Annotated in this window: 12 protein-coding genes and 1 pseudogene; 6 read left to right on the top strand and 7 right to left on the bottom strand. The window is 67.9% G+C overall.

Translation table 11 applies throughout. The annotated features are described in order from the left end of the window. Nucleotides 1-504, bottom strand: a pseudogene (locus TX88_RS35140) (protein translocase subunit SecD); the annotation flags it as partial. A 72-nt stretch (nucleotides 505-576) separates the two neighbouring features. Continuing rightward, nucleotides 577-939: a preprotein translocase subunit YajC gene (gene yajC / locus TX88_RS15860; RefSeq protein WP_044518049.1), complete on the bottom strand. Its 363-nt coding sequence runs from the start codon at nucleotides 937-939 to the stop codon at nucleotides 577-579. A gap of 160 nt (nucleotides 940-1,099) precedes the next feature. On the opposite strand from yajC, the gene gabT reads away from it, so the two are divergent. After that, a complete protein-coding gene (gabT, locus tag TX88_RS15855) occupies nucleotides 1,100-2,440 on the top strand; it encodes a 4-aminobutyrate--2-oxoglutarate transaminase (protein ID WP_044519454.1) in 1,341 nt (446 codons plus the stop codon). Between the two features lie 4 nt (nucleotides 2,441-2,444). Here the strand turns inward: gabT and TX88_RS15850 are convergent, their stop codons facing one another. Next, the gene (locus tag TX88_RS15850) at nucleotides 2,445-3,065 is read right to left on the bottom strand and encodes a hypothetical protein (RefSeq protein ID WP_044518048.1); all 621 of its coding nucleotides are present in this window, start codon (nucleotides 3,063-3,065) and stop codon (nucleotides 2,445-2,447) included. Between the two features lie 67 nt (nucleotides 3,066-3,132). Here TX88_RS15850 and TX88_RS15845 point away from each other — a divergent pair, with 67 nt between their 5' ends. The 5 genes from TX88_RS15845 (at nucleotide 3,133) to TX88_RS15825 (ending at nucleotide 12,932) form a co-directional block, all read left to right on the top strand. After that, on the top strand, nucleotides 3,133-3,768 hold the full coding sequence (locus tag TX88_RS15845) for a maleylpyruvate isomerase N-terminal domain-containing protein (protein ID WP_049924982.1): 636 nt from the start codon (nucleotides 3,133-3,135) through the stop codon (nucleotides 3,766-3,768). A gap of 168 nt (nucleotides 3,769-3,936) precedes the next feature. Further along, nucleotides 3,937-7,428 (top strand): carboxylic acid reductase, encoded by a 3,492-nt coding sequence (gene car, locus TX88_RS15840; RefSeq protein WP_044518046.1) that lies wholly within the window; start codon nucleotides 3,937-3,939, stop codon nucleotides 7,426-7,428. Between the two features lie 174 nt (nucleotides 7,429-7,602). Next, nucleotides 7,603-11,070 (top strand): carboxylic acid reductase, encoded by a 3,468-nt coding sequence (gene car, locus TX88_RS15835; protein WP_044518045.1) that lies wholly within the window; start codon nucleotides 7,603-7,605, stop codon nucleotides 11,068-11,070. An 84-nt stretch (nucleotides 11,071-11,154) separates the two neighbouring features. After that, the gene (locus TX88_RS15830) at nucleotides 11,155-11,616 is read left to right on the top strand and encodes an SRPBCC family protein (protein ID WP_044518043.1); all 462 of its coding nucleotides are present in this window, start codon (nucleotides 11,155-11,157) and stop codon (nucleotides 11,614-11,616) included. A 47-nt stretch (nucleotides 11,617-11,663) separates the two neighbouring features. Further along, the gene (locus TX88_RS15825) at nucleotides 11,664-12,932 is read left to right on the top strand and encodes an HNH endonuclease (protein ID WP_044518042.1); all 1,269 of its coding nucleotides are present in this window, start codon (nucleotides 11,664-11,666) and stop codon (nucleotides 12,930-12,932) included. On the opposite strand, the gene TX88_RS15820 is transcribed toward TX88_RS15825, so the two are convergent. From TX88_RS15820 to ruvC, 4 genes are read right to left on the bottom strand one after another with little or no spacing between them, the layout of a single operon-like run. After that, the gene (locus tag TX88_RS15820) at nucleotides 12,929-13,315 is read right to left on the bottom strand and encodes a DUF1304 domain-containing protein (RefSeq protein ID WP_044518040.1); all 387 of its coding nucleotides are present in this window, start codon (nucleotides 13,313-13,315) and stop codon (nucleotides 12,929-12,931) included. The genes TX88_RS15825 and TX88_RS15820 overlap by 4 nt on opposite strands. Before the next feature lie 5 nt (nucleotides 13,316-13,320). Beyond that, entirely contained in the window at nucleotides 13,321-14,376 is a 1,056-nt protein-coding gene (ruvB, locus tag TX88_RS15815; protein WP_044518038.1) for a Holliday junction branch migration DNA helicase RuvB, read from the bottom strand. Beyond that, entirely contained in the window at nucleotides 14,376-14,963 is a 588-nt protein-coding gene (gene ruvA / locus TX88_RS15810) for a Holliday junction branch migration protein RuvA (RefSeq protein WP_044518036.1), read from the bottom strand. The genes ruvB and ruvA overlap by 1 nt, the downstream gene beginning before the upstream one ends. Next, on the bottom strand, nucleotides 14,960-15,529 hold the full coding sequence (gene ruvC / locus TX88_RS15805) for a crossover junction endodeoxyribonuclease RuvC (protein WP_044518035.1): 570 nt from the start codon (nucleotides 15,527-15,529) through the stop codon (nucleotides 14,960-14,962). The genes ruvA and ruvC overlap by 4 nt, the downstream gene beginning before the upstream one ends. Between the last annotated feature and the right edge of the window lie 25 nt (nucleotides 15,530-15,554).

Below are 15,554 nucleotides of genomic sequence, written 5' to 3'. Positions count from 1 at the left end.
CATGCCCGGCACTGCGCCGGGTGCGCCCGGTACAACACCAGGTGCCGCGGGGGCACCCGGTGCCGCGGGGGCCCCAGGAGCGCCCGGAGCGCCGGGCTGCTGCCCCTGCTGGGCCGGCGGCTTGGCAGGCATTGCGTGCACGACGGGCCGGATGTACAGACGCGCGGTCTGGCCCAGGTTGCGGGCCTCACTGCCGTCGTTACCGGGAACGGTGATCACCAGATTGTCGCCGTCGATGACGACCTCCGAGCCCGAGACTCCGAGACCGTCGACGCGGGCACTGATGATTTGTTGGGCCTGGTTGAGAGCCTCTCTGGTCGGCGTCGAGCCGTCCGGGGTGCGCGCTGTCAGCGTCACCCGGGTACCGCCCTGCAGGTCAATGCCGAGTTTTGGCTTGGCCTGCTTGTCGCCGGTGAGGAACACCAGCAGATATACGCCGATCAGAAGGACCAGGAAAAGTGTCAGGTAGCGCGCAGGATGCACCGGCGCCGAAGACGATGCCACGTTTCTAGGGTCTCCTCGAGATCAGTTCGTCAGCACCGCAAAGGGTACGTGCTTGTCCTGGGTGCTCTGCGGTCAGTCTTTCTTGAGGCCGTCGGTGTCGGTGACACCGGTGCTCTCGGTCAGTTCGGTCGCCGCTGCTGGGGCGTTGGCCACCTCGGCGTCCGCGCCGTCCTCGGTGTCCTCCTCGATGCGGTCGCGCACGGCGAGCTTCATCCAGGTGGTGACGACGCCGGGGGCGATCTCCAGGTCGACGTTGTCGTCGGTGATACCGGTGATCGTGGCCTGCAGGCCCGAGGTGGTGTGTACCCGATCGCCGATCTGCAGCGAGTTGTGCAGGTCGATGGTCGCCTGCATGGCCTTGCGCTGACGACGCGACGCGAAGAACATAAACGCGCCCATGACGATCAGCAGGGGCAGGAAAATGACGAGATCCATGTCAGTTATGTCTTTCGTGTTGTGTCAGATGTCAGGGCGACCGAGGCCACGATACCGCCGCCGACCCGGACCACCCCATTCGCCGCCGACTGGCGGTCCGCGCGACTAGGCTCAATACGCCTTCTTTCCGGCGCCGCCCTTCCCTGTCGAGGAGGCAGTGTTGAGTCATCCCGAGCAGAGTCGCCATCTGGCCACCACCATTCCCGGCCCCAGATCTGAGGCGTTGATCGGCCGAAAAACGGCGGCGGTGGCGCGCGGCGTGGGCAACACCATGCCCGTGTATGCCGCCCGCGCCGGGGGCGGCATCGTCGAGGACGTCGACGGCAACCGGCTCATCGATCTGGGCTCGGGCATTGCTGTCACCACCATCGGCAACTCGTCGCCGCGCGTGGTCGAGGCGGTGGCCGCACAGGCCGCCGAGTTCACCCACACGTGCTTCATGGTGACGCCGTATGAGCAGTACGTCGCGGTCTGCGAGCACCTCAACCGGCTGACGCCGGTCCGCGGCGAGAAGCGTTCGGCCTTGTTCAACTCCGGTTCGGAGGCCGTGGAGAACGCGGTCAAGATCGCCCGGTCCTACACCCACAAGTCTGCCGTCGTCGCCTTCGACCACGCTTATCACGGACGCACCAACCTCACGATGGCGCTGACCGCCAAGTCCATGCCCTACAAGCACGGCTTCGGCCCGTTCGCCCCCGAGATCTACCGTGCGCCGCTGTCCTATCCCTTCCGCGATGCCGAGTTCGGCAAGGAGCTGGCCACCGACGGCGCGCTCGCGGCCAAGCGGGCCATCGACGTGATGGAGAAGCAGATCGGGGCGGACAACCTGGCCGCGGTCATCATCGAACCCATCCAGGGCGAGGGCGGGTTCATCGTCCCGGCCGACGGGTTCCTCCCAGCGCTGCTGGGGTGGTGCCGCGACAACAACGTGGTGTTCATCGCCGACGAGGTGCAGACCGGGTTCGCCCGGACCGGCGCGATGTTCGCGTGCGAGCACGAGGGCATCGATCCCGACCTCATCTGCACCGCCAAGGGCATCGCCGACGGTCTGCCCCTTTCCGGAGTGACCGGCCGCGCCGAGATCATGGACGCGCCGCACGTGTCCGGACTGGGCGGCACCTACGGCGGCAACCCGATCGCGTGTGCGGCGGCGCTGGCCACCATCGAGACCATCGAGGCCGACGGTCTGGTGGCCCGCGCCCAGCACATCGAAGCGCTGATGAAGGACCGGCTGGGCCGGTTGCAGGCCGAGGACGACCGGATCGGCGACGTGCGCGGCCGTGGCGCGATGATCGCCGTCGAACTGGTCAAGGCAGGCACGACCACACCCGACCCGGATCTCACCAAGGCGCTGTGCGCCGGTGCCCATGCGGCCGGGGTGATCGTGCTGTCCTGCGGTACCTACGGCAACGTGTTGCGCTTCCTGCCGCCGCTGACGATCAGCGACGAACTGCTCGTCGAGGGACTCGACGTGCTCGAGCTGATCCTGCGGGACCTCTGACGCACTAGTGCGCGTGGGTGTGACGTCCACCGAACAGTCCGCCCCAGCTCCGGCGTTTGGGCGCGGCGGTGACTTCGGTCGGCGGCGCGTCGGCGACCGCGACGGGTTCGGCCGACGCAGCCGTGGCGACGGGGCGTTGCGCGTACTCGACATCACGCACACTGCGGACCGACAACCGGCCGACCGCCATGGCGCCGAGGAACACGATCAGCGCTCCCAGCCCGGAGAAGTAGGCCAGCTCCAGTGACACGCGCTTGGCGTCGGTCACCGCGATCGGCATCCCGGCGTCACCGATGCCCAACGGCCCGGCGAGCGCCCGGCCGACGACGAACCAGGCCCCGCCCAGTACGGCCAGCCATCCGCCGAGATGGGCCGTGGCCCGGTTACCCGACACCAGGAGGAGCAGACCACCCAGCGCCGTGACCGCGCCCGGAAGCACCTCCAACCAGCCGCGCGCCGACGTCCACACCCAGGCTTGGTCCGGGGTGAAGGCGAAGTCGAAGTACGGCCCGACGAACGGGATCAGTGCACCCCAGATTCCGAGCAGGACCAGCAGGAACCCGCTGGCGGCACCGCGGCTGCGCGCCATGCGCAGACGACTGCCGCGGGTATCGAATTCGGTCATGATGCCTCCTTTGACACCCCGGTGGGTACCCCAAACTCCGTGGCAGTAACGCCCCTACCCTGAGGGGATGCGCCTCGTCGGGAACGCCCTGCGCGATGAGTTGGCTGCCGCCTGGGAACGGTGGGGACACCGGTGCGCCGACCTCACCGCGACGCAGTGGCGCAACACCACCCGCTGCGAGGCCTGGGACGTGCAGTCCCTGGTCGCCCATGTGTGCCCGGAGGCCACGACGTTCGGCGAACTGGCCAGGGCCAGGGTGGACGGGCCGCCGGCGGTGACGGACGCTGCCGAGATGCTGCGCGTCTTCAACCAACCTGACGGTGTCGCCAACACCACGGCGGACCGGATCGCCGCACAGGCCGTGCATGAGGCCTCGACGCTGAGTCCTGCGGCAGCGGCGGCCCGGTTCTTCGCGGCAGCAGTCGAGCTGCGTCGCAGGCCCGAGATGGCGCGCGCCGACGAGGCGGTGATCCGCTATCCGGTCGTCGGCAGCACCACTCTCGGCGTGGTTGCCGAGGTCGCGCTGCTGGAAGCCACCGTGCATCTACTCGATCTGGCCGATGCCGTGGGCGGCGTCGCCCCATCGGATCGCGCCCTGGCTGCCAGTCGCGACCTGTTGATCGCGGTCCCCGATCCCGCTGCCGCGGTCGAGGCGCTCGCCGGGCGGATACCCGCGCGCGCGGCCGTTCCAGCCATCCGATGACCGGCTATCAGCGTTCACCGGCTCGCACGCAGGAACGGTCAGACTCACAGCACATTGACAGCTGAGAAGCTGGTTTTCCGGAAATAAGTTTAGTTTCACTAACGTAGTAGTTGGTTAGCGCAACGTCGCGCCGGTGATTATTTCAGCTATCTGTAAAGAGGGTTTTTGATGTCGTTTGATACTCGTGATGAGCAACTGGCGAGCCGTATCGCCGATCTGACTGCCACCGATCCACAGTTCGCCGCCGCGATTCCCAGCGACACCGTCACCGCCGCCGTCGACGTCCCCGGCCTGCTCCTGCCCGAAATCGTCCAGACCGTCCTGCAGGGCTACTCCGAGCGGCCCGCGCTCGGAGAACGCGCCCTCGAGTTCGTCGCCGACCCGGCCACCGGTCGGACCACTGCGCGCCTACTCCCCCGGTTCGACACCATCAGCTACGGCGAGCTCTGGGACCGGCTCCGCGCCCTCGCGGCCGCCTTGCACGCGTCGGGCGTCGCGGCCGGCGACCGGATCGCCATCCTGGGATTCACCAGCGCCGACTACACCGTGATCGACACCGCACTGAGCCAGATCGGCGCGGTCTCGGTCCCCCTGCAGACCAGCTCCTCGCCCGAGGCGCTGGCACCGATCGTGACCGAGACCGAGCCGCGGGTCATCGCCGCGAGCGTCGACCACCTCGCCGATGCCGTCGAGCTGGCGCTGACCGCCCACGCTCCGGCCCAGGTGCTCGTCTTCGACTACCACCCCGAGATCGATGACCATCGCGACGCGGTGGCATCGGCCACCGAGCGGCTGGCCGCGGCCGGCCGCGCCATCGCGGTCGACACCCTGGCCGACCTGGTGGCCCGCGGCAGCGAGCTGCCGACACCCCCGGCCCCCGAGACCGACGGCACCGACCCGCTCGCGTTGCTGATCTACACCTCCGGCAGCACCGGCGCCCCCAAGGGCGCGATGTACCTGCAGAGCTCGGTCGGCAAGTTCTGGCGGCGCAACAGCAAGGCCTGGCTCGGACCGGTCAGCTCTGCGATCAATCTGAGCTTCATGCCGATGAGCCATGTGATGGGCCGCGGCATCCTCTACGCCTCCCTCGCCGCAGGCGGCACCTGCTATTTCGCGGCCCGCAGCGATCTGTCGACGCTCCTGGAGGACCTCGCCCTGACGCGGCCCACCGAGCTGAATTTCGTTCCGCGCGTGTGGGAAATGATCCACAGCGAGTTCCAGAGCCGGGTCGATCACCGCCTGGCCGATGCCGGCCAGGACCGTGAGACGGTCGAGGCCGAGGTGCTGGCCGAGGTGCGGGACCAGGTCCTCGGCGGACGGTTCGTCGCGGCGATGACGGGCTCGGCGCCCATCTCAGCCGAGCTCAAGACCTGGACCCAGGACATGCTCGGTATCCACCTGCTGGAGGGCTACGGCTCGACCGAGGCCGGGATGGCGCTCTTCGACGGTGTGGCCCAGCGTCCGCCGGTGATCGACTACAAGCTGGTCGACGTCCCGGACCTGGGGTACTTCGCCACCGATCAGCCGTACCCGCGCGGCGAGTTGCTGATCAAAACCGAGAATCTGTTCCCCGGCTACTACAAGCGCCCCGAAGTCACCGCGTCGGTGTTCGACGAGGACGGCTTCTACCGCACCGGCGACGTCGTCGCGGAGATCGGCCCGGACCAGCTGCGCTACGTGGACCGGCGCAACAACGTGCTCAAGCTCGCCCAGGGCGAGTTCGTGACGCTGGCCAAGCTGGAGGCGGTGTTCGGCAACAGCCCTCTGGTGCAACAGATCTACGTCTACGGCAACAGCGCGCAGCCCTATCTGCTGGCCGTGGTGGTGCCCACCGACGCCGGCGTTTCGAAAGAGGCGATCAGCGAATCCCTGCAAGAGGTCGCCAGGGACGCGGACCTGCAGTCCTATGAGATCCCGCGTGATTTCGTCGTCGAGACAACACCTTTCACCCTGGAGAACGGCCTGCTGACCGGCATCCGCAAGCTGGCCTGGCCGAAGCTGAAGGCGCACTACGGCGAGCGGCTGGAGCAGCTCTACACCGAACTGGCCGAGACGCAGGCCGGTGAGCTTCGAGCATTGCGGTCGCTGAGCCCCGACGCCCCGGTGCTGGAGACCGTGAGCCGGGCTGCCGGCGCCCTGCTGGGCGCTGCCGCGTCTGATCTGGGACCCGATGCCCACTTCACCGATCTGGGTGGAGATTCGTTGTCGGCGTTGACCTTCGGCAATCTTCTGCGCGAGATCTTCGATGTGGATGTGCCCGTTGGGGTGATCGTCAGCCCGGCCAACGATCTGGCAGGCATCGCCGGCTACATCGAAACGCAGCGCAGCGGATCCAAGCGCCCGACCTTCGCATCGGTGCACGGACGGCACGCCGCCGAAGTCAGTGCCGCCGATCTGACGCTGGACAAGTTCCTCGACGCGGACACCCTGGCCGCAGCGCCGAAGTTGCCCAAGGCGAGCAGCGAGGTGCGCACCGTGCTGCTGACCGGCGCCACCGGGTTCCTCGGCCGCTACCTGGCGCTGGAGTGGCTGGAGCGCATGGACCTGGTCGACGGCAAGGTCATCGCCCTGGTCCGCGCCAAGTCCGACGCCGAGGCCCGCGCCCGGCTGGACGCCACGTTCGACAGCGGCGACGCGAAACTGCTTGCGCACTACCAGGATCTGGCCGCCGACCACCTCGAGGTGATCGCCGGCGACAAGGGCGAGGAGAACCTCGGCCTGGACCAGCAGACCTGGCAGCGACTGGCCGATGACGTCGACCTGATCGTCGATCCGGCCGCACTGGTCAACCACGTGCTGCCGTACAGCGAACTGTTCGGGCCCAACGCCCTCGGCACCGCCGAGCTGATCAAGATCGCGCTCACCACGAAGATCAAGCCGTACACCTACGTGTCGACCATCGGCGTGGGCGATCAGATCGAGCCGGGCAAGTTCGTCGAGAACGTCGACGTCCGGCAGATGAGCGCGGTCCGCAAGATCAACGACGGCTACGCCAACGGCTACGGCAACAGCAAGTGGGCCGGCGAGGTTCTGCTGCGCGAGGCCAACGACCTGTGCGGGCTGCCGGTGGCGGTGTTCCGTTGCGACATGATCCTGGCCGACACCACGTACTCCGGCCAGCTGAACCTGCCGGACATGTTCACCCGGATGATGTTCAGCCTCGTCGCCAGCGGTATCGCGCCGGGCTCGTTCTACGAGCTCGACGCTGACGGCAAGCGGCAGCGCTCGCACTACGACGGCCTGCCGGTGGAGTTCATCGCCGAGTCGATCTCGACGCTGGGTGGGCAATCCGTGGAGAGCTTCGAGACCTACCACGTGATGAACCCCTACGACGACGGCCTCGGCATGGACGAGTTCACCGACTGGCTGATCGAGGCCGGCTACCCGATCGAGCGCATCGCCGACTACTCGCAGTGGATCCAGCGCTTCGAGAGCACCCTGCGCGCCCTGCCGGACAAGCAGCGCCAGGCCTCACTGCTGCCGCTGCTGCACAACTACCAGCAGCCCGAGCGGCCGATGTTGGGCGCCCTGGCCCCGACGGACCACTTCCGGGCCGCCGTGCAGGAAGCCAAGATCGGGCCCGACAAGGACATTCCCCATGTCAGCCCGGCCGTGATCGTCAAGTACATCACCGACCTGCAGCAGCTGGGCCTGCTGTAAGAACCCGTGCGCTCGTCCCACACCGTCGTGGGGCGAGCGCACGTCGTCGGGGGTGACGCATCTCGCACCGCCGGAGCTGGCATCTCGAAATATAATTAGTTTTACTAACGTAGTAATCAGTAGGCACGGAGAACGTGCCGACGATAGTTATTTTGATTTGCTCAGGGGACCGATATGACCACCGAAACACGCGAGGACCGGCTCCAACGCCGGATCGCAACGCTGTACGAAACCGATTCACAGTTCGCCGACGCTCGTCCCAGCGACGCCGTCAACGCCGCCGTCGCCCAGCCTGAACTCCGGCTGCCGGCCATCGTCAAAGGCGTTCTCGCCGGTTACGCCGACCGCCCCGCGCTCGGACAGCGCGCCGTGGAACTCGTCACCGACGCCGACGGCCGCACCACTGCGGAGCTTCAGCCCCGGTTTGACACCATCACCTACCGCCAGCTGGGCGACCGCATCCAGGCCGTCACCAACGCCTGGCACAACCACCCGGTGAAGCCCGGCGACCGCGTCGCCATCCTCGGGTTCACCAGTGTCGACTACACCACGATCGACACCGCACTCATCGAACTCGGCGCCGTCTCGGTGCCGATGCAGACCAGCGCCCCGGTCGCCACGCTGCGGCCCATCGTCGCCGAGACCGAACCGACCGTGATCGCGGCGAGCATCGACTTCCTCGACGACGCAGTCGAATTGGTCCGCTCCGGACCCGCACCCCGCCGCCTGGTGGTCTTCGACTACCGGCCCCAGGTCGACGCGCAACGTGAGACCTTCCAGGCCGCCAAGACTGCGCTCGCCGATACCGACGTGGTCGTCGAGCCGCTGGCCGACGTCCTCGATCGCGGCCGCTCACTGGCCGACGCACCGCTCTTCACCCCGGGTCAGGCCGACCCGCTGACCATGCTGATCTACACCTCCGGCAGCACCGGCACCCCCAAGGGCGCGATGTACCCGGAGAGCAAGGTCGCCAACATGTGGCAGCTCGCGTCGAAGGCCACCTGGGACGAGAACCAGGCCATACTGCCCGCCATCACCCTCAACTTCATGCCGATGAGCCACGTCATGGGCCGCGGCATCCTGATCGGCACGCTGAGCTCGGGCGGCACCGCGTACTTCGCCGCACGCAGCGACCTGTCGACCTTCCTGGACGATCTGGCCCTGGTCCGGCCCACGCAGCTCAGCTTCGTGCCGCGGATCTGGGACATGCTGTTCCAGGAGTATCAGAGCCGCCTGGACCGCTCCGGTGGCAGCGAGGACGATGTGCTCGCCGAGGTCCGCGAGGGCCTGCTGGGCGGACGGTTCGTCTCCGCCATGACCGGCTCCGCGCCGATCTCCGCCGAGATGCACAGCTGGGTGGAGCGTCTGCTGGATATGCACCTGCTGGAGGGGTACGGCTCGACCGAGGCCGGTTCGGTCTTCGTCGACGGCCACATCCAGCGTCCGCCGGTGATCGACTACAAGCTGGTCGACGTCCCGGATCTGGGCTACTTCCGCACCGACCAGCCCCACCCGCGCGGTGAGCTGCTGGTGAAGTCCGAGCAGATGTTCCCCGGGTACTACAAGCGTCCGGAGATCACCGCCGAGATGTTCGACGAGGACGGCTACTACCGCACCGGCGACATCGTCGCCGAGCTCGGCCCCGATCATGTCGAGTACCTGGACCGCCGCAACAACGTGCTCAAGCTTTCGCAGGGCGAGTTCGTCGCCGTCTCCAAGCTGGAAGCCGTCTTCGGCGACAGCCCGCTGGTGCGACAGATCTTCGTCTACGGCAACAGCGCGCGTTCCTACCTGCTGGCCGTGGTCGTGCCCACCGATCCTTCCGTGTCCAAGCAGGCGATCAACGATTCGCTTCAGGACGCGGCCCGTGCCGCCGGATTGCAGTCCTACGAGGTGCCCCGCGATTTCATCGTGGAGACAACACCTTTCAGCCTGGAGAACGGTCTACTGACCGGTATCCGCAAGCTGGCCCGGCCCAATCTGAAGGCCCACTACGGCGAGCGGTTGGAGCAGCTCTACACCGAGCTGGCCGAGGGTCAGGCCAACGAGCTGAGTGAACTGCGGCGCAGCGGTGCCGACGCACCCGTTCTCGACACCGTGAGCCGGGCCGCGGGGGCCCTGCTGGGTGCCGCCGCATCCGATCTCGCGCCCGACGCCCACTTCACCGATCTGGGCGGGGACTCGTTGTCGGCGTTGACATTCTCCAACCTGCTGCACGAGATCTTCGACGTGGATGTGCCGGTCGGCGTGATCGTCAGCCCGGCCACCGATCTGGCCGGTATCGCCGGCTACATCGAGGCGCAGCGCCACGGATCCAAGCGCCCGACGTATGCGTCGGTGCACGGACGTGACGCCACCGAGGTGCACGCAAGTGACCTGACGCTGGACAAGTTCCTCGACGCGGACGCCCTGGCCGCGGCACCGACGCTGCCCAAGGCCCCGACCGAGGTCCGCACGGTGCTGCTCACCGGCGCCACCGGCTTCCTCGGCCGCTACCTGGCCCTGGAGTGGCTGGAGCGCATGGACCTGGTCGACGGCAAGGTCATCGCCCTGGTCCGCGCCAAGAGCGACGCCGAGGCCCGCGCCCGGCTGGACGCCACCTTCGACGTGGGTGACCCGAAACTGCTTGCGCACTACCAGGATCTGGCCGCGGAGCACCTCGAAGTGATCGCCGGCGACAAGGGCGAGGCCGATCTCGGTCTCGACCGCGACACCTGGCAGCGGCTCGCCGACGATGTCGACCTGATCGTCGATCCGGCCGCACTGGTCAACCACGTGCTGCCGTACAGCCAGATGTTCGACGCGAACGCGCTGGGCACTGCCGAGCTCATCCGCATCGCGCTCACCACGAAGATCAAGCCGTTCGTCTACGTTTCGACGATCGGTGTGGCCGGGGGCATCAAGCCCGGCGAGTTCGTCGAGGATGCCGATATCCGGGTGATCAGCCCGACCCGGCAGGTCGACGATTCCTACGCCAACGGCTACGGCAACAGCAAGTGGGCCGGCGAGGTCCTGCTGCGCGAGGCCAACGATCTCTGTGGCCTGCCGGTCTCGGTGTTCCGTTGCGACATGATCCTGGCCGACACCACCTACTCGGGTCAGCTCAACCTGCCCGACATGTTCACCCGGTTGATGCTGAGCCTGGTGGCCACCGGCATCGCACCCGGATCGTTCTACCTGCGCGACGCCGACGGCAACCGCCAGCGGGCCCACTACGACGGGCTTCCGGTGGAGTTCATCGCCGAGGCGATCTCGACGCTGGGCGTGCACGTCACCGAAGGGTTTGAGACGTATCACGTGATGAATCCGTACGACGACGGCCTCGGTCTCGACGAGTTCGTGGACTGGCTGATCGAAGCCGGTTACCCGGTGCACCGCATCGACGACTACTCGGAGTGGTTGCAGCGCTTCGACACTGCGTTGCGCACGCTGCCGGACAAGCAGCGTCAGGCCTCACTGCTGCCGCTGCTGCACAACTACCAGCAGCCGTCGTATCCGTTGCTGGGTGCAGCCGCGCCGACCGACCGGTTCCGGGCGGCGGTGCAGGAAGCAAAGATCGGGCCCGACAAGGACATTCCCCATGTCAGCCCGGCAGTGATCGTCAAGTACATCACCAACCTGCAGATGCTCGGGTTGCTGTAAAAGACTTCCCCACAAGGGAAGAATCCCCTGAGCGGCCGCGGTCCTTATCCAGGACCGCGGCCAATCAGTATGTAGCGTGGCGAGATGACCAGCACGCGCGTCTCCGGCCATGTCAACGCGCCCCGCGTCGCGGTCTATCGCGCGCTCGTCGACGCCGACGCGATCGCGGCGTGGCGGGTTCCGGACGGTATGCGCAGCGAGGTACACGAATTCGACGCGCGCGAGGGCGGAGCCTTCCGCATCTCACTGCACTATGACTCGCCCGATGCCGTCGGGAAGTCCAGCGCCCACACCGACACGTATCACGGTCACTTCGTCGAACTGGTGCCGAATGAGCGGGTTGTCGAGGCCATCGAGTTCGAGAGCGACGATCCCGCCGTGGGCGGCGTGATGACGATGACGACGACGTTGCGCGAGTCCGGAGACGGCACTGATGTCCTCATCGAGCACGACGGGATTCCCGACGCGGTGAACCCGGCCGACAACGAGACCGGCACGCGAATGGCGTTGGCGGCACTCGCCGCATGGGTGGAAAGCCGCAGCTAGGCGCCGTGTGGCCTCAGGTGTCAGACCCCCTGAGTAATATCGAACACATGTTCGAGTCATTCGCGCGGATCGACCCCGATGCCGGCGAGGCGGCGCTGCGGGATCGCATCGCCGAGCTCGAACGGCTCAAGTCCGCCGCCGCGGCCGGGCAGGCCCGCGCCACCGCCGCCCTGGAGGCCGCCCGCCGTACAGCGGAAGCCGCCGCCGGGATACCTGCCTCGCGGCGCGGCCGCGGACTGGGGTCGGAAATCGGATTGGCCCGCATGGATTCATCCTCCCGCGGCAGCCACCACCTCGCCGATGCCCGCATCCTCGTACGCGACATGCCGTGCACATTGGCCGCCCTGGAATCCGGGGTGCTCACCGAGTGCCGCGCCCGGTTGATCGTGCGGGAGGCCGCCTGCCTGTCCCCCGCCGACCGGCGCCGCCTCGACGAACAACTCTGCGCCGACCACACCACACTGATCGGCCTGGGCGATGCGCGTCTGACAGCGGACGCCAAGACCATTGCCTACCAACTTGATCCGGTGGCCGTCATCGACCGGGCCACCCGCGCCCCCGAGGATCGCACCGTCACCTTCCGGCCGGCGCCTGATGCCATGGCCATCGTCACGGCTTTGCTGCCCGCGACCGACGCGGCATCCGTGCGCTCCGCGCTCACCGACGCGGCCGACCGCTGCGCCGACGGACGCAACCGCGGTCAGGTCATGGCCGACACCCTGACCGCCCGTATCACGGGCCGCGATGTCACCAAGCCGGTCCCCATCGCGATCAACCTGGTGCTCTCCGACGACACCCTGTTCGCCGGCAGCACGCAGCCCGCATACCTCCAGGGTCATGGGCCCATTCCCGCAGCGGCGGCCCGGCGCATGATCGGCAACGCCCTCGTGGACGAGAACTCCTGGGCCACCCTGCGTCGCCTCTACGCCGCCCCGGACACCGGAGCACTGGTCGCGATGGAGTCCCGGTCCCGGCGGTTCCCGAAGGGCCTCGCCCGCTTCATCGCCACCCGAGATCAAACCTGCCGCACGCCCTACTGTGATGCCCCGATCCGGCACATCGACCACGTGACGCCGCATCACCGGAACGGGCCGACCTCCGCGGCCAACGGTCAGGGGCAGTGTGAGCGCTGCAATTACGTCAAAGAGAGCCCCGGCTGGCAGGTGGTGGCCGGTGTCGACGAATCAGGCCGGCACACGACAGAATTCATCACCCCGACCGGTGCCACCTATCGGTCGACCGCGCCACCGTTGGCCGGGGGCCTGCGGGTGTTGACCCGAGAAATCCACCTCGTGATCAACAAGCGCGCGGCCTAGACCAGCAACGCCACGACCAGGAGCACGACCGCGATCAGAGGGAAGGCACCCTGGGTGATCGCCGCGCGCGCCTTGTCCGGCGAGCTGGTCAGCAGGACCGCGGCGGCGGCCAGCATCGACCCCGCCCCCGCGAACACCAGAGCGAGCCCAACCCCGTTGTGCCCCAATCCGACCGCGACGATGCCGATGACCGTCACGATCGCGAGGAACAGGTTGTAGAAGCCCTGGTTGAACGCGAGCTCCTTGGTGGCCTGCGCCTCCTCCTCGCTGATGCCGAAGGTGGCGCGGGTACGCGGTGAAGTCCAGGTCAGCGACTCCATCACGAAGATGTAGACATGCAGGGCCGCGGCGAGCGCGGCGAACACCAGACCGGCGATGACCATGCCGTCTATTCAAACAGGCCGGGCTGTCCGAGTCCGGTAACCGGCGGTTGCATGCCCAGATGCGTCCACGCGAGCGGCGTGGCCACCCGGCCCCGCGGGGTGCGGGCCACCATGCCGGCCCGCACCAGGAAGGGCTCGCAAACCTCCTCGACCGTGGTGGCTTCTTCGCCGACGGCCACCGCCAGGGTCGACACCCCGACCGGGCCGCCGCCGAAGCTGCGGGTGAGCGCCGAGAGCACGGCGCGGTCCAGGCGGTCGAGGCCGAGTTCGTCGACGTCGTAGACCTCCAGCGCGGCCTTGGCGATATCGCGGGTGATCACGCCGTCGGCGCGGACCTCGGCGTAGTCCCGGACGCGACGCAACAGCCGGTTGGCGATGCGGGGCGTGCCACGGGAGCGTCGGGCGATCTCCGTGCCCGCCTCGACGCCCAACTCGATGCCGAGGATCCCGGCCGAGCGGGCCAGCACCCGCTCGAGTTCGACCGGCTCGTAGAAGTCCATGTGCGCGGTGAACCCGAACCGGTCCCGCAGCGGACCGGTCAGCGCGCCGGATCGGGTGGTCGCCCCCACCAAGGTGAAAGGCGCGACCTCGAGCGGGATCGACGTGGCGCCGGGGCCTTTGCCGACCACCACGTCGACGCGGAAGTCCTCCATCGCCAGATACAGCATTTCCTCGGCCGGCCGGGCGATGCGGTGAATCTCGTCGATGAACAGCACATCGTGCTCGACGAGGTTGGACAGCATCGCGGCCAGGTCACCGGCTCGCTCCAGCGCGGGACCCGAGGTGAGCCGCAGCGAGGACCCCAGCTCGGCCGCGATGATCATCGCCAGCGAGGTCTTGCCCAGCCCGGGGGGTCCGGACAGCAGGATGTGATCCGGTGTGCCACCGCGGTTCTTGGCGCCCTCGAGGACCAGCTGCAGCTGCTCGCGCACCCGGGGCTGACCGATGAACTCGCCCAGTGAGCGCGGGCGCAGGCTGGCGTCGACATCGCCTTCGCCGACGGTCAGGGCCGGTGAGACCTCCCGCTCGTCGGGTTCGTCGTCATCGTCGAAACGGCCCATTACTTCTTACCCAACATGGAAAGCGCTGCCCGCAGCGCGGAAGCCGTCGTCGCCTCGGGGTCGTTGGCCAGGACCTTGTCGGTGGCCTCCTCGGCCTGCTTGGCCGCAAAGCCAAGTCCGACAAGGGCTTCCACCACTGGGGCGCGCACCGCGTGACCCATGGCCCCGCCGATCGCCCCAGGGGTGACCGGACCGATCTTGTCGCGCAGTTCGAGCACCATCCGCTCTGCGCCGCGCTTACCGATGCCGGGAACCCGGGTCAGGGCCGTCACATCCCCGTCGGCCAGTGCCTGCCGCAGCGCTTGGGGGTCGTAGACCGCCAGAGTCGCCAACGCGATCTTCGGCCCGACGCCCGACACTCCCAGCAGTGTCAGGAAAAGGTCGCGGGCATCGCCGTCGCCGAACCCGTAGAGCGTCATCGAATCCTCGCGCACGATCATCGCGGTGATCAGCCGCGACTCGGCCCCTCGGCGCAGGTTGGCCAGGGTCGAGGGCGTCGCCATCACCTTGTAGCCGACGCCGGCGGCCTCGATCACGGCATGGTCGAGGGCGATGTCGATGACCTCACCACGCACCGAGGCGATCATGTCCGGGCCGCCTTCGCGGTGGATTTCAGGCGGGCCTGATACTTGCGGCGTTGTTCGGCGGCCATCGCCTCGGCGGCTGCCATCCGCGCGATCATCGGGGCGCGCCAGCAGTGGCAGATGGCCAGCGCCAGCGCGTCGGCGGCGTCGGCCGGGGTCGGCTTGGCTTGCAGGGCAAGAATTCTGGTGATCATCTCGGTCACCTGGGCCTTGTCGGCGCGACCGTTGCCGGTGACGGCCGCCTTCACCTCCGACGGGGTGTGAAAATGAACCTCGATGTCGCGGCGGGCCGCGGCCAGTGCGATCACACCGCCGGCCTGGGCCGTGCCCATCACCGTCGACACGTTCTGCTGGGCGAAGACCCGCTCGATCGCGATCACGTCGGGCCGGTGGGTGTCCATCCAGTGCTCGGCCACATCGCTGATCTCCAGCAGGCGCTTCTGCAGTGGCGCGTCGGCCGGGGTGCGGACCACGTCCACATCCAGCGCGGTGACCTGCCGACCCTTGCCGCTCTCGACCACAGACAGGCCGCAGCGCGTCAACCCGGGATCCACTCCCATCACCCGCACACGAACCCCTTCGTCAGAACATCTG

The sequence above is a fragment of the Mycolicibacterium septicum DSM 44393 genome (assembly GCF_000455325.1).
Lineage (GTDB): Bacteria > Actinomycetota > Actinomycetes > Mycobacteriales > Mycobacteriaceae > Mycobacterium > Mycobacterium septicum.
This window is presented reverse-complemented; position numbering and strand designations above follow the sequence as displayed.